Raw genomic sequence first — 22,138 nt, 5'->3', positions numbered from 1 at the left:
AGACTGCGAATACACTCCGGAGGCGCCGAGTCTTGATAAGCGAACCGACCGGCTGACCCGGTCTTTCGATGGTCGGACAGCGGTCTCTCCGGAGTGTATTTTAAACTATTCATACTACTAACGATACGAGGTCGGACCGCTATAGCAGTCCGACCTTCTCCTCCCTTTTAATCTGTGCTAAACTAAACGATAGATTAAAAGTTAATTGATTAAATAACAAAATGCACATAAACACAAAGCTTAAATACATCGTACCCGTGCTATGCGCTCTTTTAGCACTGCCCTTGTTTTCTGTTATTGCAAAAACTCCCCCGGCACCTCCTTCCCCATCTGCCACCCCCTCTGCTCCCGTTGATCTTGCCAGAAAAGAATGTTCCGATCGTTACCGCTTCGGCAGTGTTGTCTTCTCTTTTGATCAGACGAGTAATAATCAAGTTACCAACCCGGGAGAAAAGCTGAAGGTTACCGGTACTGTTAAAAACAATAATGAATACCCTCTTCCCGATGGACAAGTATTAGTGCGTGTCTTGCGCCAAGATACAAAGGTAGAACAGCGTGATTGGCATCCGTTTGTAGCAGATATCCCAATGAATGGGATGATGCTTTTGGCAAATGAAAGTAAGCCGTTTAATTTTGAGTGGACTGTTCCCGCTCTGGCGCCTGCCGGTACTTATCGGGTGGAATTCTTTTATCAAGCCGCCGGACGCTACAGTATGGCCGGACTACCCTTTATCGCTAACGCCACCGGTGGTTCAGTACTATTCACCGTGAAGAGCGCGGGGATTGAAACAGCGGTATCTTTTGATCGTTCATCCGTCCTGCTTAATGGCAAGCCGTTGGGTTTAAGATCCGTTCCTCCTACCCTTGCAACAGATAAACCGGTGACTGTCAGTGCTAAGTTGAAACTGGAGAATAACAACAAGCGCTCGGTCAACATCAATCTCACGAAGAAGCTTTATAACTGGAGTGATGCGGATCAGACCAAACCTTTGTCGGAAACAACGGAGGTGGTGACGCTAAAGCCGGGACAAACCGTACCGGTTAACTTCCAGTGGGATAAACCGGTTGAAGGGGTCTATCAGTTGCAATTGTCTGCGCAACCGGAGAATAAACAGATGTTGCCTTCTCTTCTAAAGGTTCGCTTTCCTGTTGGCGGTGATTCACCACGTTTGATCTTTGCCGGTGTGGGTAAGGTTAATGCCGATGGTTCAGCGGAAGTGGTTGCTTGTGGTCTGAATGGCACTTTCGGAGAGACAAACGGTAGCGTGACAACGAAGATTGAAGCTGATGGCAAAGTGTTGTCGGAGAAAACAGATGCTATCTCCAAAACCGGGATGGCAACGATCCTTTTGCCGTTAACCAAAGAACAGTTAATGAAGAGTTTCTCTGTTTCCGCGCAAGCGACGAATGCCACGGGGGTGGTTACCGATAAGCATACGGTTAATTATGAACCGAGTATGTTTGGGTTTAAGGCTGCTGTTACTCCAAAGAACGTACCGGTTACTCCAGTCACGCCGAGAAACAATGGCATCGTCTACGGTTTGCCGATTGTTTTGCTTGTGTTGATTTTGGTTGGTGGTGTGATGCTGTATATCAAGAAAAGGGATTCGGGAATAAATAATTCTAACTACCAATAATGCTATGAAGAAACTACTATTTTTTAATCTATCAATCATTGTCCTTGCTATTGCGGTGGTAGGAATCCTGTTTACGGATACGAAAACAGTGGGCGCGCAAGGGTCGACACCGGTTGATGCCGGTTTCACTTGCACCGCCAATTGCCCCGGCGGAAGCGATTATTTTTTTAGCTTCACATGGTGGGGAATGACAAGCACACCCGGACCTGCGAATGATTATTGGTACCTCTTAAAAGCAAGCGTTAGCACAAAAGTACTACTGCTAACCCCAACAGCTCTTAACCCTAACATCAAGATAGGGTCTAGCGGTTTTGACTGTTCAAAGGGCGGCACTTTCAAAATGCCTATCTCTGCTGATGGCGAAGTTTTTGGAAATATGACGGAGTGGTATGGATCGCCCGCGGTAGAATATTTAAATGACAACTTAACTGATGGAAAAAAATGGCTAGGCCATACGGAGGGGCTTACTTGTTCTGATTTGGGAACGGCCTGTACTTATGCCCCGCTCGAAGGAGTTTGGTCAGACACATGGTCATCAAGCGATTCGGGGGTGTCTTGTACGACCTTGAACGCAAATATGGGAGAGTGCGTAATCCCGGCCAATAATCCAGAATCAATCGAGGTAACGCTGGTGCGTAAGGTAAAAAATATTTCATGGAAAAACACACAGGTTGCGCCATATGAACCAACGATGAAGTCCACCGCCACCATCAACTGCGTCGCCCCCACCGCAGCCCTCGAGGTCATCGAACCTACTTATCCTACCCCCGCCTCCCCATCCACAGGAGATAGTGTTGGTTTTTATGCCACAATTAAAAATAAAGGAAATATTGCTTCTGTGGCGTTTACTCCCATTCTATTCATCGATGTTGACGCAGACGGCACTTGGGACCAAAGCGTTCCTGCCACCCAACATCATCTATCATTAGCGGTCGGAGCCGAAGACTACAACATTTGGACAAATGCTTGGACGGCTGTCTTTGGGGTTAACGGTGTACATCGTTACAAAATTTGCCCGGATTCTAGTGGACAGGGTTGTCTTACAAAAAACATGACTGTGGAACAAGGGACAACTATAACTCCGCCACCAGCGACAGATCCACCCGTAATTCTACCACCAGCGACTCAAGATACTCCAATTGCCAGTTTAGGGGTCTATGTCGGCGACGGTGTTTTGGCAGATTCAGCCACAGTCAACAAGGGAAACAGTGTAACCCTGGATTGGTCGTCAACTTATGCGGACTCTTGTACCGCCCCAAGTACCAACCCTACAGATTGGGCCAGCCAACAACCAAATGACAAAAACTCACGTGGAACAAAAATTGTGTATCCCGCGTCGGGAATAAATACTTATACCCTCTTTTGTTCAAAGAATGGCGTGGACAGCAAACTGGAAAGTGTTGAGGTCAACGCAACAGATTCCACCTCGGGAACAAACGTCAGAGATCTCTAGGCTTCAAGCGATAATAAGTATAAAAAACAGCCCCGCGACGGGGCTGTTTTTATGCCGATCACCCGCCCCGCAGGGCGAGGCTCGCCCAGATGGGCGGCCGATTTCCGACACCCGATTTCCGACATCCGAATTAGCCCCGTTGTCCAGCAACGATAGCCAATTCAGTTAATAGATAACCGACTGCGAGAAAAAATTGTGGCAAGTGGTGTAATGGATTAATTCCACTTCACGCGTTGCGCGTATTTTTGTAGGTTTTTTTGTTGCGCATCTGTCAACTTTTGACTCGCTTCAATTCCTTTTTTGATCAAATCCTTCGAGAATGTTACTTCTCCACCGACTTTAAGCGGTTGACGTACTACATTCTTTTTCAAATAGTCCTCAACATAGACTCTTTGCTCGTTGTTCAAACCCTTATAGGCTTCATTGGTATCCATGTAGCGCTTTGTCGCGATTCTGGCCAAAACCGTAATGCTTTGCCCTTTCACGGCCACTTCCGTATACACTTCGGCAGTTTCCTTGGCCTGCGGTAATGGAGTTGGCACCGGCGTTGCTTTTACGGCCGTCACTTTTCCGTCTTTATCCGCGACTGCGGATGCGGTCGGTGTTGCGGACGCTGTTTCCAACGGCACTTCCGCTGTAGCTTCCGGAGATGGAGTAACGCCCGTCTGCTTCCGATCGGAGAAAGCGAAGATGGCACCGGCAATAATGAGGATCACGATAATCGTGGAAACCGTTCTTGGGGAGTTGCGAAGACGTTCGACAATCCCTTCCGTATCTTTTTGTTCTTCTGTCATAACACTCACCTCCCTTCTTGTTAGGTTATTTAGTTTTTATCTTTTTTGGCGATGCCAAAAAAGATAACATCCCTCCAGATGTTTAAAGATCAAATGCGCCCCTTTAGTGTACGAAAGAAGCCGAAAGAGGGCAAACGGAGAATTCAGTGGTACAAATGCGCGACAATTCCTCCCTTTATTCAAAGGGAGGCGAGGAGGGATTTAGTTTTGTATATCGTATTTGGTATATAGTATATGGATTTATTAAATAAATATGTCTCACACTACTTTGTGATAAATATCAGATTTGTGTCATTGACAACTCACTCATGTTTTTGTACATTTTCGTGTCGGTCGGATTGTTTGTTCTATCACTAAACGAGAAAGGAAATCGAGATGGCCGTCGCCAAAAAAACTTCCCCCACCACACCCGAAGAAATTATCGCCAGTTTTTCCGGGACACCACAGGCCACGATCGTATCGGTGCAAATTGCCACGATCGCCAATTCTTCGGAGCCGTGGAAAGTTGTACTGACCGCCGAATTGGAGGGTCGTCGATTTCGTGTCGTACATCATTTCAACAAAAGCGACTTTATTGGTTTTGAAAGCAACGAACGCCCGATTTTCATTGAGGGCGATGTGGCCACCATATCAATTGAGAACGGATCGATCGTTCTTCGCCGCATCACCTTCTAATTCTGCGCCCCCAGCCGCCACCACGCGCGGCTTTTTTTATTTTATTTTGCATCCGCAAAATAAAATAACCCTGCACCATGCCACACCGAAGCCCTGGCGAAGGGTAGAAGCCCGCCCCGCAGGGCGTGACGACGTAGGGCATTTTCGCCCATTTCATTTTTAGTAAATTTCTTTACCAATTCTGGAACGACGGCTTGTGACCGTAAAAGAAAAAGCCCCCGACTGAGACGGAACTCGGCAAGGGTCTTTTCCGTGAGTATTACCTTTAGTATATTAAATAAGGGGAAAATGTCAAGTGAAAAATGTGTAGTGAAAAATGTGTAGGCTCACAGGTCGTGGAAAGATTTGAATCGTCGCACCCACTTCCGATGTGGTACCGAAGTACTTCATCGGAAGTGGTGTTGGTTAGTAGCGTCGTAACGACGTTACGCGAACCTAAACCACATCGAAGGAAGCCATGCCTGTCCTCCGTAGCCTTGCGCGAAGGGGGAAATGGCCACCTTCGATGTGACCGCTACGGCTATTTCCTTAACCTGTGAACCTATTTTTCATCATCTTTACAAATTCACCTTCTCCTGCCACAATTTTGACGAAAGCAAGTCATGTCGAAACACTCCAAATGGGCCAAAATTAAGCGCGCAAAAGGCGTCACCGATGTTAAGCGTGGCGTGATTTTTTCGAAACTTTCCCGCAACATTACGATTGCCGCGCGAGAAGGAACTGATGTAACTACAAATTTTAAGTTACGCATGGCCATCGACCGCGCCCTGGCCGAAAACATGCCGAAAGACAATATCGAACGCGCCGTTGAACGCGCCGCTAAAAATGAAGATGGAACAACATTAGAATCACTAACCATCGACGCCCGCGGTTTAAGTGGCAGTGCGTTACTGATTGATGTCGTGACAGATAACCGCAATCGGTCTTTTGGCGAACTCCGAAAATTGCTTGGCGACCACGGCTGTCACCCCACCGAACCGGGCAGTATGCAGTGGTTATTTGAACGACGCGGACAAATTTTTATTGAGAATGTAACCGATATTGAACAGGCCGAACTCGATGCGATTGATACCGGAGCGTCAGAAATCGATAACGATGAAACAATGTTGGAAGTAATTACAAACCCCGAACAACTACACGCCATCACCGAAAGTCTCAAAAACAAAAAATACCAAATTACCTCCAGTGAACTGATGATGCACCCAAAAACATCGATTGCTTTAGCAGAAAACGAGTACAATAAACTACAAGAACTTATGGAAATTTTAGAAGACCACGCGGACGTGGCCGGAGTTACCACTAATGCCGTCCCTGCTTAACCCACCCTCGCCCTTTCTCATCAGAGCAACACCGCCGAAGCGTGTGCAACCTGAATAAGGGAGGGAATCCCCCACCACACAAGTTCGTATGATTACTAAGCAAGCGGTTAAAGTGTTAGGCATCGATCCTGGAACGGGACGCATGGGTTTTGGCGTTGCAGAACAACAAGGCACGAAATTTATTTGTCACGCCATTGGTTGTGTCTCCACCCCACCCAAAACCGCCCAAGCCACTCGCCTAGCCGTACTCCAAACAGAGTTGCAAAAAATAATAACTACACACAAACCAACCGGGGCCGTCGTGGAAAAACTTTTTTTCTCAAAAAATATTCGCACCGGTATTGCCGTCGCGGAAGCGCGCGGGATGATTATCACCACCATCACACAAAACAATTTACCCTTACTGGAACTCTCGCCACAACAAGTTAAAATGGGAGTTACCGGATATGGCAAAGCAACCAAGGGACAGGTTCAAATTATGGTGCAAAAACTTTTTTGTTTAACAACTCTACCCAAACCGGACGACGCCGCGGATGCGTTGGCTTTGGCGTTTGTTGGTTTATCTCATTTCAAATTATGAAAAAATATTTTCAACTTTTTGTCGTTGCTATTCTTCTGTTTCCAGCCAATTTTGCTTTAGCGCAGGATAATTTCTCCGCCAAAGCGGGTCAGTCGCAAGATGTATTAATCGGAGACAGTGCACAATTTGATGCATCGGAATCTGTTATTCCATCTAATGTAACGGCAACATACTATTGGACCTTTGGTGATGGCACCCAAGCAACGGGGGAACGAATCACGCATCAGTACAAACGCGCCGGCTCTTACGCGGTAAAACTTACAATCAATGCGGGCGACCAAACGCAAGAAACTAACACCAGCGTCCACGTTTTTCGAACAGAAAATATTTTAACGATCGATGAAACTGTCCCCGAAGAAAAAATTAAATCTTTGAAAGAATCGGCGTCCGAGCAAGATGTTCTCTTAACAACAATTGTTCCCCAAAACTCCTCCACAACAGTAGCCGACGGTATCGCTCAACAGTTTATCGACAAACGCACGAGTTTGGAACGCGCCCAATTAATTTTTGTTTGGACCAACGGCACACGCGGAACAGATATTATTTCCAACATCGGCCAACTACTAAGTAAAGATCTACCGGAAGCAAAACGCAAAATGCATATGGAGGAAAAAGGCGTCGTACTTCTTACCGACCAAGCTTTTTCCATTGTCGCCCGTCCCGCCCAAACCGCCTTCAACGTTTTGCGACCACAGTACGTATTACTCGCTCGCACAGAAACACTACCACTTCTTGTCGCTACACGCACCGCCGATGATGCCTTAACCGCGATCCGCACCCAAGGAACACCATTCTGGAACCTCGGTCCATACAGTGAACGCGCCGTTTCGCGCCTTATGCCCTGGAACGCCTTGTCTTACGCCGTAAATGTGCTCGTAAACTGGGGCGTACCGACTTCCAGCATCATCTTAGTTTTAATGCTCCCCATCATCGCCACCCTACTCGCTTTCTCCCGTCAGGTTATTGGGATGAAGGCTTTCGGTATTTTTACTCCCGCCGCCGTAACACTTTCTTTTCTCGCGCTTGGCCTTAAATACGGTTTAATTATTTTTGTTGTCGTACTGCTTGCCGCTACCGCCTCACGCTATCTTTTGCGTGGTTTTCGCTTGCTCTATTTACCCCGCATGGCATTAGTGCTCACGGCCACCTCTTTTGCGGTTTTAGGATTATTTGCCATCAGCGGTATTGTTCTCAAGCAAACTGGCGTCTTAGTTTTTTCCGTCTTCCCTATTCTTATTTTGGTGTCGTTGGCCGAACAATTCGTGGAAGTACAAATTCGTTTGGGTTTTCGTGAGGCAACACAACTGACAGTAGAAACACTGTTTCTCTCCATTGTCTCGACACTGATTGTTCAATGGGACGCATTACAATCTTTGGTAGTAGGCTTCCCGGAGGTTATTCTCATTACTATTCCATTAAATATTTTATTAGGTCGCTGGACAGGACTCCGTCTAACCGAATATTTCCGCTTCCGTAAGATCTTATTTCCAGGAAAGAGTTAGCTTATAAAAGATGAAAAGTTTTGAACTAGGTGCAAACAAAATCCGTGGAAAATGTCTTTTGTGTGGCCTTGCGACTCGCCCAGCAGGGCGAGCGCGAAGAGCGAGTTTAATGCCGCAGTTCGGCATTAAACGGAGTGTACACACAAAAGATTTTTTTCACGGATTTTGGTTTTGATAAACCCAGACGCCCATGAAACTCTTTAAACGCCGCCGTAACGTCCTGGGCATGAATGCCCGGATTCTGCAATTTATGCGACCGTTAAATTCCGTGATCTCGGCCAAAGTGGCCAATGACAAACTCGCCACAAAAAACTTATTGATCAGCCACGGCATTCCCACCCCTCGCCTTTATGGGATCATCCGCAAACACAGTGATATTGAAAATTTTGATTGGTCCAAATTGCCTAAAAGTTTTGTCTTAAAACCAAACTACGGATACGGCGGTGCCGGTATTATGGTGGTTTTCGGTCGCAGTAAACGCGGACACTGGGTAAAATCCGATCGCACCCCCGTCGATTTAGCCGATATTCGCGAGCGCGCCTACGATATTTTAGACGGAAATTTTTCCATCAACAATGTCCCCGATATCGCTTTTTTCGAACAACGCATTAAAGTTCAACGCGAGATCAAACCTTTTTCCAAAGGCGGCATTCCGGACATCCGTATTCTTGTTGCCAACTTTGTGCCGGTAATGGCGATGCTCCGTCTTCCCACTCCCGATTCCCGCGGTCGCGCGAACCTACACATGGGCGGTATCGGTTGCGGAATTGATTTGGGAACGGGACGGACTACCACCGCGATTTTACGCGACAAATATATCACCAATTATCCGGACACACGCCTGCCACTCTCAGATATTATTTTGGAAAACTTCCGAGAAATTTTGCACCTCGCCGCCAAAACGGCCAGTGTTTTAAACCTCGGCTACACCGGCATTGACATCGCCGTCGATCGCGAAGAAGGCCCGATGGTTTTGGAAGCCAATTCTCGCCCGGGACTCTCTATCCAACTTGCCAACCGCACAACATTGCGGGATCGCTTACGTCGCATAGAAGAATTAACGGTCCGCACACCGGAACATGCCGTGGATGTCGCCCTTTCTTTATACACCCAACCCAACACCGAAAAGAAACGTAAGCGCGTCGGCGTGCGCGAAAATGTCTTGATTTTTGACGCGGAAGGGAACCCGCACAACTATATCGCCAAAATCGACACGGGTGCCTACCGTTCGTCCATCGACCGCGACCTAGCCGAAGAATATGGCTTACTCAAAAGCGGGCTAGTACACCGCAAAATTATTAAAAGCGCCTTGGGTAAAGAAGAACGCCAAGTGATCCCCTTACAAATTATTTTAGGTGGCGAACAAATTTCTACAGAAGTAACCATCGCCGCCAGAGGCCACTTAAAACACGAATTACTAATAGGTCGCCGCGATTTGGGACCGTTCTTGATAGATCCACAGATAAAACGAATAGCGCGACAGTAGTGTAACGCTGTCATTCCTGCCAATTACTCGATTGTTTTTAGCGAGCATTTGGGCATTTGGAAATTTCATTAGAAATTAGGAATTAGAAATTGGACATTTTGGGCGTCGTTTCCTTGGCTGGTAGCTGAATTTATTACCTCTTGTATATACTCCATTATTGTATTAAGCTCCTACTAGAAATGCCCGTTCGACGCACTACGACTAATGGGGTAGATTATCCGCCACATAACCGAGGCATTATTAAGCGTAAGCATCCGCTCCGTAAATTAGCCATTTACGCTGTTTTTGCCATCTTTATTGTCTGTTTTGGCTATGCCGGCTACATCTTTTCCGGCATCCCCGATCCCAGCAAATTAGGCGAGCAACGCGGACTTGAATCCACTAAGATATTTGATCGCACCGGCACGGTCGTCCTTTATGAATTTGGTGAAATTCGTCGCACCTACAAACCGTTCAACGAAATTTCTCCCTTCCTCAAAAACGCCACGGTTGCCATCGAGGACAAAGATTTCTATAAACACGGCGGGATTAGTTTCCGAGGAATTTTTCGTGCCCTTTGGGCGGATATTCGTGGCAAATCGTTACAGGGCGGTTCCACCATTACCCAACAGTTGATAAAACAAACAATGCTTTCGCCGGAAAGAACCCTTACCCGCAAAGCGCGGGAAGCAATTTTGGCGTTGGAGGTAGACAACAAACTTTCCAAAGACAAAATTCTTGAAACATATCTTAATATCACACCCTATGGCTCGAACACCAGTGGCGTTGAATCTGCCGCGCAAGCCTTTTTTGGCACCTCCGCCAAGGATTTGTCGCTTCCGCAAGCATCGTTACTCGCCTCCCTTCCCAAAGCGCCAACATTCTACTCTCCCTTCGGTTCCAACACGGAAAAACTTTACGCCCGCCAAAAATTAGTGCTCGATCAAATGGCCGTGCAGGGCTATATCACCAAAGACGAAGCTGAAGCAGCCAAACAAGTTAAACTAACTTTTAAATCAAAAATCGACCGTATTCAAGCACCCCATTTTGTTTTCTATGTTCGTGAACAATTGGAAAAAGATTTTGGCGCCACATTAGTAGACGCCGGTGGATTAAAAGTTATCACTACCCTTGATGCAAAGATGCAACGCTCTGCCGAAGACGCCATCGCCTTGCAAGCCCCAAAAAATCTGAAATACGGCGCGAAAAATGCGGCATTAGTAGCAATCGACCCCAAAAACGGCGACATCGTAGCCATGGTAGGCAGTGTCGACTATTTTGATACGGAAAATGACGGCAATGTAAACGTGGCCATTCGCCCGCGTTCCCCCGGGTCATCTTTTAAGCCGATTGTTTACGCCTCCCTCCTGAAAAAAGGGTTCACCACCGAAACAATGCTGGCCGATGTGCCAATTGATTTTGGCACCGTAGATAAAGCCTACAAGCCGTTCAATTTTGATAAAAGATTTAATGGCCCGGTGACCGTTCGCCAAGCATTGGCGCGTTCGCTGAATATTCCCGCCGTTGAAGCGCTTTACCTCGCCGGCCTCAACGACACGCTAACCTTAGCGCGTGATATGGGCTTTACCTCACTTACCGACCCGGTGCGTTACGGTTTGTCATTGGCGTTGGGTGGCGGTGAAGTACGCCTCGTCGATTCTGTTTCCGCCTTCAGTGTTTTTGCAAGCGAGGGTCTACGCCGTCCAAGTCGATCCATCTTAAAAATCGATGACGCCGGGGGAAGATCTCTATACGATGCCAATAAGGTGCCGGCCGTCGAAACGCGCGTACTGGAAGCCGAAATTGCCCGCCAAGTAACCGATATCATGTCCGACAACAACGCTCGCACGCCGACGTTTGGCGCCGGCAGTCCATTGCAAATGGGCGCGCGACCGGTGGCCGCCAAAACCGGTACGGCCCAAGATTTTCGTGATGGTTGGACAGTCGGCTTCACTCCCAGTTTGGTGGCCGGTGTTTGGGTGGGCAATAATGACAATACCCCGATTACCAAACAGGAAGACGGCGTGGTGGTAGCCGCGCCAATCTGGAATAATTTTATGAAAACAGTATTGGCAAACACACCAATCGAACGGTTTACCAAACCAAGGGCGATTGAAACGAACGATCAAGTGTTACGAGGTAAACTTCCCACAAAAAAATATTTGCTTGATCGCGCCTCGGGAACAATTTTGCCGGAAGATTGTTCTGTGCCGATTGGAAAACCTGTAGAATTTGTCTCTTTCCATTCAATTTTGTATTTCGTGGATAAAAATAATCCGTTAAGCAACGGCCCTGCCGCCAACCCGCAAAGTGATCCGATGTTCTCGCGGTGGGAAGCGGGCGTTGGATCATGGCGCGATAAGTACAATAAAGACCACCCCGATGACCCCAAATATTATGTCGACAAGTTGCCGGATGCGTCATGCGATCCATCTCTGCTGGAAAACCAACCCAAGGTTTCTTTTGTCTCGCCTGAAGATAATGAAATTTTCAAATCTCCATTAAAACTATCCGTCGCGATCGAATCGCCGAATGCGATTAAAAAAGTGGAATTCTTCGTGAATGACCAAAAAATCGCTGAAAAAACTAGTGAGCCCTGGGAAGTTTTGTATCGCTTCCCCGCAAGCACTACGGCCGGCCAATTTGTCTTGAGCGCGCGCGCCACGTCGGAAAATAACATGCTTGGACAAGGAAAGAAAACTATTCAAATCAACCCGGGCATCGATATCCCCAAAGTTTCCATTTCTTTACCATGGCCGAATAGCACGCTCACCGCGACCGATTTCCCCTACAAAGTCACCATCAACGCATCAAGCAAAACCAGCATCACCGGCGTAGAATTATTTATGTCACTGCTCAACCCAAAAAAAAGCATCAGTATTGGCAAAACCAACATCAATACGGGCGACAATGTCTATGCTGTTCAGTGGAACGACTTGCCCGCTCCAGGCGCCTACAGTCTTTGGGCGGTGGCCGTAAGTAAAAGCGGTACAAAAGGCCAATCTTCACCCATAACCGTCACAATTCCATGAAATTAATCGTTGCTTTCATCCACAAAGAAGACAGCCACAAACTTTTACAAGCGTTGCGCAAGCAAAACATTTCCGTCACGGCGATGGAAAGTGAGGGCGGTTTTCTGCGCCGTAGTAATATGACTTTCTTAATCGGTGCCGAAGACGTTCAAGTGGAAAACGTTAAAAAAACAATCAAGGAAAACTGCCAGTCGAGAACCGAAACAATCGATACAGGTTTTGCCACAGGCGAAATTGAAAGCATCGGATTGCCATCAAAAACAGACATCACGGTGGGTGGAGCGACGATCCTGGTTTTAGACGTAGCAGAGAAGATTAAGATCTAGGGGACAGGCGGTCAGGATGTCAGGGACGCGTATTCCTCCCCTTGCTCAAGGGGAGGCGGGGTGGGGTTTTAGATTTGTATATGGTATTTGGTATATAGTATCTGAATTTGAGAAGTTTATCGGGGACCGTCCCCGCGGTCGGGGTCGGTCACCGATGGACGAAGCAACATCCATCAGCAGAAACCAAAAACAGCCAACCAAAACCAAAATTTGGAGTATAATTCTTTGTTAAATCACGCGCGTTGCGTGATGAGTACCTTGGTCAAAAAAAGGAACCCCCGCCGTGCTTCTTAAAGAAAAAATCAAGACAATCCGGGAAAACATGGACTTGATTCCAGTGATCCTTCTTCCAACAGGGACGATCCTGTGCACAGGTCAGCCCGGAGGAACATTCGCAGTTGAAACCGCGTCCCTGACAATAATAGCCATGACACTTGGGCACCCCCAAGCAAACCTGGTCTGTGGATGCATCTCGGGCATCGATTTGATCGAGGGCACCGACGCGGGCCCAATTGTCTACTGCAAATTTACTTCACGCGCTGGCACCACCTTCGTCATCGAAGCCGAAGGCAAGGACTTTCTTTGGATGAAATGAACCAGCGCAAACGGACCCCGTCAACCACATCAACCGAACCTTGAGGTCGGTTTTTTTCTTGTTAAACTATAATTTTGTATCGATATATCGATACAAAATGAATACGAATAAAAATTAGGGAGTCTCCTTAAAAGGAAACACCCTAATTTTATTATCAGCTTCTCAATTCCATATACTATATACCAAATACCATATACAAATCTAAAACCCACCCTCGCCCTTTAACCTATCAAGGTAACACCGCCGATGCGTGTGCAACCTTGAAAAAGGGAGGGAATCGCTTCGTCCCTGCCAACCTGTTTCCTCACATCACTCCCACCAGACGGTAATCTTTTTACAAGCCTCCTCACTCAAAGATAAATTGATTTTCTCCAACATTTCTTGGCGCGACCAAAGCATTTCCGTGCGCCACGGGGCGGACGGGGCCGAGAGGCGAATAACGCCGTTTTTCGCGCTTTTCACTACCAAAGGACAATTTTCTCCCCACTTGTCTTTTGCAGAACGCAAAAAAGCCTGGCGAAGATCTTCGGGCTCCAATGCCCGCTTTTTTATTACTCGGTTGGTGATGTTTAGTTTAGTGAGAACCATATTAATAATTTCCAATTACCAATACCCAATTTTCAAATAATTTCCAAAATTCAATTTCCAAACGACGACGTCGTTTTGATAATTGGTAATTATTTGAAAATTGAAAATTGTTCATTGAAAATTAGTTTTGTATTGTTCCCTTCTCCACCTCATAGTACACCGTACTCCCTGCTAATTTGGGAAGAATTTTTCTATCCGCCGTCGTGGCTACCACCTGGCAATCTTTTAATGCCGACCCAATCGCTTCCCTGTGTGAAGAATCTAGCTCGCTAAAAATATCATCCAAAATAAATATCGGCTCTACCCCAAGCGACTCCCCGGCATACTCACCCTCAATAATATGCAACGCTAAAAGAAGTAACCGTCGTTGCCCACGCGATAAAAGCGGTAAAGCATCATGCCCCTCATGTACAAACCGAAACAAATCGCGATGCGGTCCGATTAATGTAGAACCCATTTCACTTTCTCGAATTGCCAGTTCATTGAAACGCGCAAAAATGCGCTCTGCCGAAGGTTCCAAATCTTCTTGAGTAAGACCCCCAAAAGATAATTCAGCATGCAGGGCAAGGCTTATTCCACCCAGGCTTTTTATGGTCTCGGGCAGGTTCTTATTAAGCACGTCTAGAAATTTTTTCCGCATCTTCCAGATATGCAACATCGGCTCCACAATTGCTTCGGTCCAAGCAGACAACTCATCGCTGGCCCCAATTCCACGGTTAAAACGTAACAGCGAATTGCGTTGTTTAAGAATTCTCACATATTGCCCAAAATGTTGGCGATAAGTTTGTGACTGCAAAATCAGACCGCGACTTAATATCTTTCGTCGTCCGGCCGGACTATCCAACAAATACTCTTCCTGCGGTAAAAACAGCACAATCGGTGGAACAATTTCTTCAAAAGATTCTACCGAGTGATTATCAAGCAGACGTTCTTGTTTGATTTTCCCCGCGTCAAAAAAAACACGTGTTGAAATCTTCAAATCACCTTCAATTTCCGTCACAATTTTTGTTTCAGCAGTTTCCCAACGTAATAAATTCCGCAATTTGCCACGGAAACTTACCCCTTGCAAACTTAAAACCAACAATTCTAAAAAATTGGTTTTCCCCGCGCCATTCTTTCCATACAAAACAGTCCATTTGGGCGACAAAAGCGCTTCCACCTGTTGATAATTACGAAAATCTCGGGCAGCCACACGAGTGATTAAAACTTTTCTATTATTTACCATTGTTTTAATCAACTAATGTGAATTATTTATCAACGCCGTAGGGGCAATTCCAGCCGTCGCTAAAGCTATGGCCGGCAGGCATGAATTGCCCCTACAATTTGCAAAACCAAACAACTAATTCTTGATCGGCATTACCAACGCCACCGTTTTCTCCTTCGGGTCTTCCGGAATCAAAAGGGCCGGCACCCCCGCATTCGTTAAACCAAAACGCACCCGTTCCCCCGGCACACCATTTAACGCATCAATCAAAAAGCGCGGGTTGAAACTGATTTTTGTCGCCTCCCCTGTAACATCCGCTACCACTTCCGCATTAGTTTCTCCAATTTCTTGAGCGGTAGCCGTGATCTTCACTGCTTTATCCGTGGTTTCCACTAAAACACTATTCACCTCACCATAACTAAACACACTGGCCCCGCGAAGCGCGCGTAATAAATCAAAACGCAAAACCGACGCCGTCGTACCCGATTTGGCGGGGATAATTTGTTGATAATCCGGATAATTACCCTCAATCAGCCTGGAAACAAGGCTCGTATTGGGTGTTTCCACCAGCGCCTGCCCCTCTGCCAGAATTAAAGTAACAGTTTCTTCCCCATCCAAAATTCTTTTTATTTCCTGCGTGGTACGCAACGGCAAAATCACCCGAAAATCATTCACCAAAGTTTCATTAATTTCCAATTGCACTTCCGCCAACCGATAAGAATCCGTCGCCGCTAAAGTTAGAACATTACCCTTACTAAACCAAAGAATCCCAGAAAGTTCCGGTCGCGTATCATCTGTGGCTGCCGCGTACATAACGCGATCCAACGCCTGTAATAGCTTTGTCGCCGAAACCGTAAACTTGATTCCACTGGTAACAGTCGGAATTAAGGGAAAATTTTCCGATGCTTCTCCCTGAAAAGAAGCCCGCGCTGATCCACAAGTTATCAACAATGTCCCTTTTTCTGTTTCAAGGTTTACATGTTCATTGGGCAGGTTTTGGACATATTCCGCCAATTGTTTCAATGGAATCGTTGTTGAACCTTCTCCATCCACCCGCCCTGTTACCCAAGTGGAAACCCCAACTTCCAAATCAGTTACCGAAAACTTAAGCCTACCGTTTTCTGTTTTTAATAAAACATTCCTTAAAATTGGCAACGTCGAATTTCGTCCCGCGATACCAGCCGTATTCTTTAATGCTCTTACTAAATGTTCTTTGATACAAGTGAATTTCATATTATCCTCAATCCCTTTCTGTAAGTAGTTAGTTTATTAATAGTTACGTTTGTTACTGTTGTTGGTATTGTGGATTTGTGTCTAACTTGATTTTCTTGGCTAACGGCTGTTGTTTATTGGTTGTGAGAAAAGTCGTAAGCTGTGGACTATTTAGTGTTATCTTGGGCATCTTGGGGAAAAGTTTTTTTGCGTCTGTTAATAACCTTAGGTTTATCCACTTTTCCTCTATTTTTTATTCACAGCTTTTGTTGTACTTCCCCACAGGCTATCCACAGGTTGTTAAGGGTTCCTAATTATTAAGCGTAGATCTTTTGGCGAATTAATATAATATCTTGTTGTAAAATGTCATCCGTTTCCAGTTCCCCTTCTATTTTTTCACAGGCGTGCATCGCCGTGGTGTGGTCTCTCCCCCCAAACGATGTGCCGATGGTTGGGAAGGAACTGCCGTTGTCTTTTCGAAGAATATACATTGCTACTTGCCGGGGGCGGACGATTTCTTTACGCCGGCTTTTGCTGAAAATTTCACTGTGAACGATGTTGTAGTAACCACAGACCGCTTCCACCACTTTATCCATATGCACGGCTTTCTTTTTTGGTGTTTCAAAAGTAGAGGAAAGGATGTGTTTAGCCGATTCGAGGGTGATTGTTGTACCGTTTAATTGGTTGGTGGCAAGCACGCGGTTGAGCGCGCCCTCTAATTCGCGGATATTGTGCGCAACGTGGGTGGCAATATATTGGAGTGCTTCGCGGATTACATGCACGCCTTTTTGCTCGCATTTCTTCTCTAAAATAGCCACGCGGGTTTCCAAATCGGGCATACTGATATCGGCCACCATTCCGCCTTCAAAACGGGAGCGCAAGCGTTCTTCCAGGGTGGCGATTGCTTTGGGGGGTCGATCACTACTGATAATTATTTGCTTGTTTAAGCTGTAAAGTTCATTAAATGTGTGAAAGAATTCGTCCTGGGTTTTATCTTTTCCCGCGATAAATTGGATATCATCTACGATTAAAACGTCAATCTCGCGGTATTTTGATTTAAAATTGGAGGTTGTTCGTTTGCCGATAGAGGTTATTAGTTCGGAGGTAAATTTTTCACTGGTGGAATATAGGACATTCTTGCCAAAATTTTTCATCAGGGCGTTTCCGGTTGCTTGTAACAAATGGGTCTTTCCGAGCCCCACTCCCCCGTATAAAAATAAGGGATTATAGGTATTGCCGGGTTTTTTGGCGACGGCCTGACACGCGGCAAAAGCCAGTTCGTTGTGGGAGCCAATAACAAAAGAATCAAAAGTATAGCGAGCGTTGAGGTTTGATGTGGTATCATATTCATCCGTGCTGGCGGGGTTTTGTTGTGCTGTTGGTTGCTGAGATGAATTTTCTTGGGTTTGAGCTTGAGGTTTCTTTGTTAGTAAAACTGTCGAGTTTCCACTTCCTCCGGAATAGTTGCCACCAAGGGCGACTTCGTAACGGATGTTGTTTATTGAGGAATCAACCCGCTGAAGGGCTGTTAAAATAATCGTGTTGTATTTATTTTCCAACCATTCGCGGTTAAAAAAATTGGGGGCATAAATGGTTGTCGTGCCATCAGGATGTCTTTTAAACTCGGTATTTTTGAACCAGGTGTTGAAATTTGTGTTGCTAACAGCTAATTCAATTTCGCCTAACGCGGTTGTCCAGAGTTCTTTTTCGTTGGGAGATTGATTCACAAAAGGATTATAGCACAGCTTTAAAAGTGGAAAACCACCCCAAAAGTGGATAAGGCTGTGGATATCTTGTGTGAATCTGGGGACAAACGGGTGAATTAGTGGTTTTCTATGGCCAAAGACAGCGGATTATTACAAATGCAGATTTGAGTGGATAAAATGGAATATTCATTTATTTATGGCTTGGTAATTCATTGTTAAGTTTTTAAATCCCAATGACCAAACCCCAAATCCCAACAAAATCCAAAATTTTTGAATGACCAAAATTGCAGACATTGTAGGTTTTATTATTTAGGATTTTGTTGGTCATTGGTCATTGGGTTTTGGGATTTAAAGACTTTATGTTGACCTATAAAGGCTTTTCCTATACCTTATGAGGCAGATTAATCAACTCCATGAAACGCACATACCAACCAAAGAAGCGCAAGCGCGCGAAGACGCACGGTTTTCGCAAGCGTTCCTTGACTCCGGGCGGAAGAAACGTTCTTCGACGTCGTCGTCAAAAAGGACGCAAGCGACTGACGGTGAAAACTCGCCGGAAGTAGCCGAAGTAGCCAATGTTAAAGCGGGCCAACCGTTTACATTTAGAGCGCGATATTGCGCGGGTTCGCACAAAGGGCTCGTCCCGGCGCGGTCAGTTGTTCAATTTGCGGTATTTTATTGTGGCCGGGGCCGAAACCTCACGCGTTGCTTTTGTGGTGAGCAAGAAAATTTCTAAAAAGGCTGTGGAACGCAATAAAGTGGCCAGGTGGTCGCGAGAGGCTGCTCAAAAACTCCTCCCCTCTTTTGTCGTATCTGTTGATATTGTTTTGTCGGCCCAGCAACCTTTCGCGAAATACAGTTTTTTAGGTTGTGAAAAAGAAATTGAAAAATTATTAAAAGATGCCACACTTATCTCAAATGGCAAATAACCAATTTGAGAAACCGAAGTCAGCGCGCAATTGGGCATTGGAAATTTCATTGGGAATTGGGAATTGGATATTGGGCATTATCCGAAACACTCTTGTATTTATCATAACCATATATCAAAAAACTATATCTCCCGACCATGGGATAGCCAAAGTATTGTTCCCTTTTGGTGTTTGCCGTTATACTCCAACTTGTTCGGACTACTCCAAACAAGCGATCAACCGTTTTGGTGTTGTTCGAGGATCACTAATGGGAGTAAAACGAATTATCAGGTGCAACCCTTTTACGGCCGGGGGATATGACCCCGTTCCAGACATTATTAATAAAACTAAGTAAAACTATGAATATCTTTGCAACAATCGGCCTCGTCTTTCACGAAGTTTTGTACCGACCGCTGTTTAACGGCCTAATTTTAATTTACAACTATCTCCCGATTCACGATCTTGGTTTGGCGATAATTTTATTGACAGTGCTTGTACGCTTGGTGCTGTATCCGTTAATTACAAAACAATTTCGTTCCCAAAAAGCGATGTCCGCCCTGCAACCAAAGTTGCAAGAAATAAAAAAGAAATACCCGAATAAGGAAGAACAGACAAAAAAGACGATGGAATTGTATAAAGAAGAAGGAGTGCATCCTGCCTCGGGTTGTTTGCCGTTACTTATTCAGCTCCCTGTGTTAATTGCGTTATATCAGGTTTTCTTTAATGGTTTGGATCCAAAGTCGTTATCGGCACTCTATTCTTGGGTGGCCAAACCGGAAACAATCAACCATATTGCTTTTGGTTTTTTGGATTTGGCAAAGGCTAACGTTGTTTTGGCGGTGACAGCCGGCATCGCGCAATTTGTGCAAACAAAAATGATGTTGCCTAAAAAGCAGGCATCTGTTAAAAAGTCAGATGAGCCCGATATTGCTTCAATGATGAATACGCAGTCGCTGTATGTCATGCCAATCATCACCGTTGTAATCGGTCTTCGCTTCCCCGCCGGACTTTCTCTTTATTGGGTGGTAACAACGCTCCTTGGTATCTATCAGCAAATTCTTATCAATAAAGAACCCAGTAATACAACTGCCAAATAATTAAATAATTATTTGGCCAATAAATTCTATGATTAACGTAATACTAAATTCATCCTTAAACAGTATCTGTTAATAACAAGCGTTCTAAAGAACGCTTGTATTGGCAGTTGATATACTGGGAACCCACAAAAAATGCCCCAAGAACAAACGGATAACTTAGCAGAAAAAGTTAACGCGGTTGCCGAAGAATTATTAGCAAAAATTGGGATTGAGGGTACGGTTTTCTGTCGCGATCACCGCAAAGACGATTCACCGCACGTGTGGGTGGAAATTGTGACAGAGCATAGTGGGTTACTTATCGGTGAAAGAGGGGCGAACTTAAGAGCGTTAGAACACGTGTTACGCTTATTGCTTAGAGACGTTCTTCCTCAAGAATGTCGTTGTCTGGTGGATGTAAATACTTATCGTTTGCGCAGGATGGAATTTTTGAAGAAGATGTCCCGTGATGCGGCTCGTCGTGCCGTTTCTTCTCAACACGCGATTACGTTGGAACCGATGAACGCGATGGAACGCCGGATTGTACATATGGCCTTACTTGAAGAAACGGGTGTCGAAACAACAAGTGTTGGTATTGACCCGGCCCGCCGGGTGATTATTCGTCCACGCGACCCGATGTTGGCCGGGGCGGGAGTGTATCAAGAACAGAAGGTATAGGGAGTAGTGAGTAGGGGGTAGATTCCTATATTCTTCCTCTAAAATAATATCCTTTACTGTATCCAGATTTGTATCTGGTATTTGGTATATAGTATATGGATTTGAGAAGTTAAAGTTTCATAAGCTAAATTCCTTTAGGTCCTCTAAATACCTCTATCTTTTTGGTGCTTAGATTTGAGAAGTTTATCGGGGACCGTCCCCGCGGTCGGGGTCGGTCACCGATTTTGTTTTTAGTACAACCAAATCCGCTCACGGAGCAGAGCAACCTTGCTCCGCTCCGTGAGCGGTCGAAGGTTCGCAATAACAATTGAAGTTATCCCCCTTCGCCAAGGCTATGGGGGATTGATTTTCTTTGCGAAGAAAATCAAAAAAAACCGCCGTTGACCTTTGGGGGTCTTGGCGGTGGTGATAGTGTGACTATCACGGTGCGACGATTTTTCTTCCGTCCCGAAGCGTCGCGTCGTCAAACGACATCGACGCAATAGGAGCGCCCTGGTCAAGTTCAGCAGGCCAATCGTTGAGCCATTGGCCGTCGTCCCCTTTGCATCCATCTTCTTGAAGAACGCAGAGTTCAATCGCGCGTGCGCCCGGATCGCCACGCATTGCAACGAGGAAGAAGTATGAAGTATTGTCATGCCAGATGAACCGATCGCCGCCTTTTGCTACGGCTTTGGCGTAAAGTTCATCCAGTCCGCCCTCGCTGAAATCGCAGACATCTAGCCACAACTCTTCCGAAAATAGTTTCCCCACGGGCACTTTTGTGTGACCGAGTCCCTCTACCTTCTTCTCTTCTTTCAGGAACTTTTCCCAAGTGCCCGCAAACTGCTTTGGCATCATACCGTGTTGGATGCAAGCAGTCATCCATCCGCAGATGTCCTGAATGACCGCGATCTCAATGTTTTCGCCGATGTAGAGAGAATCAATCACTGCGGGATCCGACGCGACCGTTGCGTTAGCAAGCAACTTGTTTACTGTGTTGCCCGCGGGCTTGTAGCCCTTGGCTAGCTTCTCACAGACGAGTCTCCGATACTCTTTTCTTGCTGCTTCAGGAGACGCAAACTCCTTCGGGCATGTTTGTCCTTCGGTGTCGATTCTTCCGAAGTGCACCGTGACAGTCGTCTCACCTAACACCACATCCCAAAACTTCTTAGAGTTTGCATCGGCATTTCGGTATTCAAGTCTCATAATTTCCTTCCTTCGCTGTTGAAGTTGAAAACACCAACCAAATTTTCGAAAAAACAATAGTGAGTTGTACACCCAAAGGCAATTTTTGTCAAGTAGGCACTTGGTGTATCAAAAGGTACGCTAAAAAGATGCATCAATTTATTTGTATGTGCCAACCAGGGACCGACCCTGGACAGGCCTGTCCAGGGTCGGTCCCTGGTCTGTCT

At 45.9% G+C, this 22,138-nt stretch carries 21 protein-coding genes; 15 read left to right on the top strand and 6 right to left on the bottom strand.

Annotation, left to right across the window (positions count from 1 at the left end; translation table 11 throughout):
• Window positions 1–221: 221 nt before the first annotated feature.
• Window positions 222–1,637 carry a hypothetical protein gene (locus tag Q7S57_04735; protein ID MDO8512555.1) on the top strand — a complete coding sequence of 472 codons (1,416 nt, stop codon included), beginning with the start codon at window positions 222–224 and terminating at the stop codon, window positions 1,635–1,637.
• 4 nt (window positions 1,638–1,641) lie between these two features.
• On the top strand, window positions 1,642–3,090 hold the full coding sequence (locus Q7S57_04730; protein MDO8512554.1) for a hypothetical protein: 1,449 nt from the start codon (window positions 1,642–1,644) through the stop codon (window positions 3,088–3,090).
• 215 nt (window positions 3,091–3,305) lie between these two features.
• Here Q7S57_04730 and Q7S57_04725 read toward each other — a convergent pair whose 3' ends face one another.
• Window positions 3,306–3,884 (bottom strand): hypothetical protein, encoded by a 579-nt coding sequence (locus Q7S57_04725; protein MDO8512553.1) that lies wholly within the window; start codon window positions 3,882–3,884, stop codon window positions 3,306–3,308.
• A 375-nt stretch (window positions 3,885–4,259) separates the two neighbouring features.
• Between Q7S57_04725 and Q7S57_04720 the strand changes: the two genes are divergently transcribed.
• From Q7S57_04720 to Q7S57_04685, 8 genes are all read left to right on the top strand, one after another.
• Window positions 4,260–4,559, top strand: a complete 300-nt coding sequence (locus Q7S57_04720; GenBank protein ID MDO8512552.1) for a hypothetical protein — start codon at window positions 4,260–4,262, stop codon at window positions 4,557–4,559.
• 602 nt (window positions 4,560–5,161) lie between these two features.
• A complete protein-coding gene (locus tag Q7S57_04715) occupies window positions 5,162–5,878 on the top strand; it encodes a YebC/PmpR family DNA-binding transcriptional regulator (protein MDO8512551.1) in 717 nt (238 codons plus the stop codon).
• A gap of 88 nt (window positions 5,879–5,966) precedes the next feature.
• Window positions 5,967–6,458 carry a crossover junction endodeoxyribonuclease RuvC gene (gene ruvC, locus Q7S57_04710; GenBank protein MDO8512550.1) on the top strand — a complete coding sequence of 164 codons (492 nt, stop codon included), beginning with the start codon at window positions 5,967–5,969 and terminating at the stop codon, window positions 6,456–6,458.
• Entirely contained in the window at window positions 6,455–7,960 is a 1,506-nt protein-coding gene (locus tag Q7S57_04705; GenBank protein MDO8512549.1) for a 7TM domain-containing protein, read from the top strand. Before ruvC ends, Q7S57_04705 begins: the two co-directional genes overlap by 4 nt.
• Before the next feature lie 190 nt (window positions 7,961–8,150).
• On the top strand, window positions 8,151–9,446 hold the full coding sequence (locus Q7S57_04700; GenBank protein MDO8512548.1) for a sugar-transfer associated ATP-grasp domain-containing protein: 1,296 nt from the start codon (window positions 8,151–8,153) through the stop codon (window positions 9,444–9,446).
• Window positions 9,447–9,625: 179 nt separating this feature from the next.
• On the top strand, window positions 9,626–12,457 hold the full coding sequence (locus Q7S57_04695; protein MDO8512547.1) for a PBP1A family penicillin-binding protein: 2,832 nt from the start codon (window positions 9,626–9,628) through the stop codon (window positions 12,455–12,457).
• Complete coding sequence (locus Q7S57_04690) at window positions 12,454–12,783, top strand: cyclic-di-AMP receptor (protein ID MDO8512546.1); 330 nt, start codon at window positions 12,454–12,456, stop codon at window positions 12,781–12,783. The genes Q7S57_04695 and Q7S57_04690 overlap by 4 nt, the downstream gene beginning before the upstream one ends.
• Window positions 12,784–13,066: 283 nt before the next feature.
• Window positions 13,067–13,378 carry a hypothetical protein gene (locus Q7S57_04685; protein MDO8512545.1) on the top strand — a complete coding sequence of 104 codons (312 nt, stop codon included), beginning with the start codon at window positions 13,067–13,069 and terminating at the stop codon, window positions 13,376–13,378.
• A 309-nt stretch (window positions 13,379–13,687) separates the two neighbouring features.
• On the opposite strand, the gene Q7S57_04680 is transcribed toward Q7S57_04685, so the two are convergent.
• The 4 genes from Q7S57_04680 to dnaA all read right to left on the bottom strand — a co-directional run bounded on the left by Q7S57_04680 (window position 13,688) and on the right by dnaA (window position 18,109).
• Complete coding sequence (locus Q7S57_04680) at window positions 13,688–13,966, bottom strand: hypothetical protein (GenBank protein ID MDO8512544.1); 279 nt, start codon at window positions 13,964–13,966, stop codon at window positions 13,688–13,690.
• A 121-nt stretch (window positions 13,967–14,087) separates the two neighbouring features.
• Window positions 14,088–15,191 (bottom strand): DNA replication and repair protein RecF, encoded by a 1,104-nt coding sequence (recF, locus tag Q7S57_04675; GenBank protein ID MDO8512543.1) that lies wholly within the window; start codon window positions 15,189–15,191, stop codon window positions 14,088–14,090.
• Window positions 15,192–15,305: 114 nt separating this feature from the next.
• The gene (gene dnaN / locus Q7S57_04670; GenBank protein MDO8512542.1) at window positions 15,306–16,403 is read right to left on the bottom strand and encodes a DNA polymerase III subunit beta; all 1,098 of its coding nucleotides are present in this window, start codon (window positions 16,401–16,403) and stop codon (window positions 15,306–15,308) included.
• Window positions 16,404–16,699: 296 nt separating this feature from the next.
• Window positions 16,700–18,109 (bottom strand): chromosomal replication initiator protein DnaA, encoded by a 1,410-nt coding sequence (gene dnaA / locus Q7S57_04665; GenBank protein MDO8512541.1) that lies wholly within the window; start codon window positions 18,107–18,109, stop codon window positions 16,700–16,702.
• 392 nt (window positions 18,110–18,501) lie between these two features.
• Here dnaA and rpmH point away from each other — a divergent pair, with 392 nt between their 5' ends.
• The 5 genes from rpmH (at window position 18,502) to Q7S57_04640 (ending at window position 20,747) form a co-directional block, all read left to right on the top strand.
• Window positions 18,502–18,651 (top strand): 50S ribosomal protein L34, encoded by a 150-nt coding sequence (gene rpmH / locus Q7S57_04660; protein MDO8512540.1) that lies wholly within the window; start codon window positions 18,502–18,504, stop codon window positions 18,649–18,651.
• A 12-nt stretch (window positions 18,652–18,663) separates the two neighbouring features.
• Window positions 18,664–19,017 carry a ribonuclease P protein component gene (gene rnpA / locus Q7S57_04655; protein ID MDO8512539.1) on the top strand — a complete coding sequence of 118 codons (354 nt, stop codon included), beginning with the start codon at window positions 18,664–18,666 and terminating at the stop codon, window positions 19,015–19,017.
• Window positions 19,018–19,096: 79 nt separating this feature from the next.
• The gene (gene yidD, locus Q7S57_04650) at window positions 19,097–19,351 is read left to right on the top strand and encodes a membrane protein insertion efficiency factor YidD (protein MDO8512538.1); all 255 of its coding nucleotides are present in this window, start codon (window positions 19,097–19,099) and stop codon (window positions 19,349–19,351) included.
• A gap of 4 nt (window positions 19,352–19,355) precedes the next feature.
• Complete coding sequence (locus Q7S57_04645) at window positions 19,356–20,093, top strand: YidC/Oxa1 family membrane protein insertase (GenBank protein ID MDO8512537.1); 738 nt, start codon at window positions 19,356–19,358, stop codon at window positions 20,091–20,093.
• A 132-nt stretch (window positions 20,094–20,225) separates the two neighbouring features.
• Complete coding sequence (locus Q7S57_04640) at window positions 20,226–20,747, top strand: R3H domain-containing nucleic acid-binding protein (protein ID MDO8512536.1); 522 nt, start codon at window positions 20,226–20,228, stop codon at window positions 20,745–20,747.
• A gap of 420 nt (window positions 20,748–21,167) precedes the next feature.
• Here Q7S57_04640 and Q7S57_04635 read toward each other — a convergent pair whose 3' ends face one another.
• On the bottom strand, window positions 21,168–22,004 hold the full coding sequence (locus Q7S57_04635) for a WGR domain-containing protein (GenBank protein ID MDO8512535.1): 837 nt from the start codon (window positions 22,002–22,004) through the stop codon (window positions 21,168–21,170).
• Between the last annotated feature and the right edge of the window lie 134 nt (window positions 22,005–22,138).

Source organism: bacterium (assembly GCA_030647555.1).
GTDB lineage: Bacteria > Patescibacteriota > Andersenbacteria > UBA10190 > CAIZMI01 > CAIZMI01.
The sequence above is the reverse complement of the archived record's forward strand: the minus strand, read 5'-3'. Positions and strand labels throughout refer to the sequence as shown.

Coding starts and splice junctions, on each gene's coding strand:
- Q7S57_04735 (MDO8512555.1), top strand. CDS start 222: ATGCACATAAACACAAAGCTTAAATACATCGTACCCGTGCTATGCGCT.
- Q7S57_04730 (MDO8512554.1), top strand. CDS start 1,642: ATGAAGAAACTACTATTTTTTAATCTATCAATCATTGTCCTTGCTATT.
- Q7S57_04725 (MDO8512553.1), bottom strand. CDS start 3,884: ATGACAGAAGAACAAAAAGATACGGAAGGGATTGTCGAACGTCTTCGC.
- Q7S57_04720 (MDO8512552.1), top strand. CDS start 4,260: ATGGCCGTCGCCAAAAAAACTTCCCCCACCACACCCGAAGAAATTATC.
- Q7S57_04715 (MDO8512551.1), top strand. CDS start 5,162: ATGTCGAAACACTCCAAATGGGCCAAAATTAAGCGCGCAAAAGGCGTC.
- ruvC (MDO8512550.1), top strand. CDS start 5,967: ATGATTACTAAGCAAGCGGTTAAAGTGTTAGGCATCGATCCTGGAACG.
- Q7S57_04705 (MDO8512549.1), top strand. CDS start 6,455: ATGAAAAAATATTTTCAACTTTTTGTCGTTGCTATTCTTCTGTTTCCA.
- Q7S57_04700 (MDO8512548.1), top strand. CDS start 8,151: ATGAAACTCTTTAAACGCCGCCGTAACGTCCTGGGCATGAATGCCCGG.
- Q7S57_04695 (MDO8512547.1), top strand. CDS start 9,626: ATGCCCGTTCGACGCACTACGACTAATGGGGTAGATTATCCGCCACAT.
- Q7S57_04690 (MDO8512546.1), top strand. CDS start 12,454: ATGAAATTAATCGTTGCTTTCATCCACAAAGAAGACAGCCACAAACTT.
- Q7S57_04680 (MDO8512544.1), bottom strand. CDS start 13,966: ATGGTTCTCACTAAACTAAACATCACCAACCGAGTAATAAAAAAGCGG.
- recF (MDO8512543.1), bottom strand. CDS start 15,191: ATGGTAAATAATAGAAAAGTTTTAATCACTCGTGTGGCTGCCCGAGAT.
- dnaN (MDO8512542.1), bottom strand. CDS start 16,403: ATGAAATTCACTTGTATCAAAGAACATTTAGTAAGAGCATTAAAGAAT.
- rpmH (MDO8512540.1), top strand. CDS start 18,502: ATGAAACGCACATACCAACCAAAGAAGCGCAAGCGCGCGAAGACGCAC.
- rnpA (MDO8512539.1), top strand. CDS start 18,664: ATGTTAAAGCGGGCCAACCGTTTACATTTAGAGCGCGATATTGCGCGG.
- Q7S57_04645 (MDO8512537.1), top strand. CDS start 19,356: ATGAATATCTTTGCAACAATCGGCCTCGTCTTTCACGAAGTTTTGTAC.
- Q7S57_04640 (MDO8512536.1), top strand. CDS start 20,226: ATGCCCCAAGAACAAACGGATAACTTAGCAGAAAAAGTTAACGCGGTT.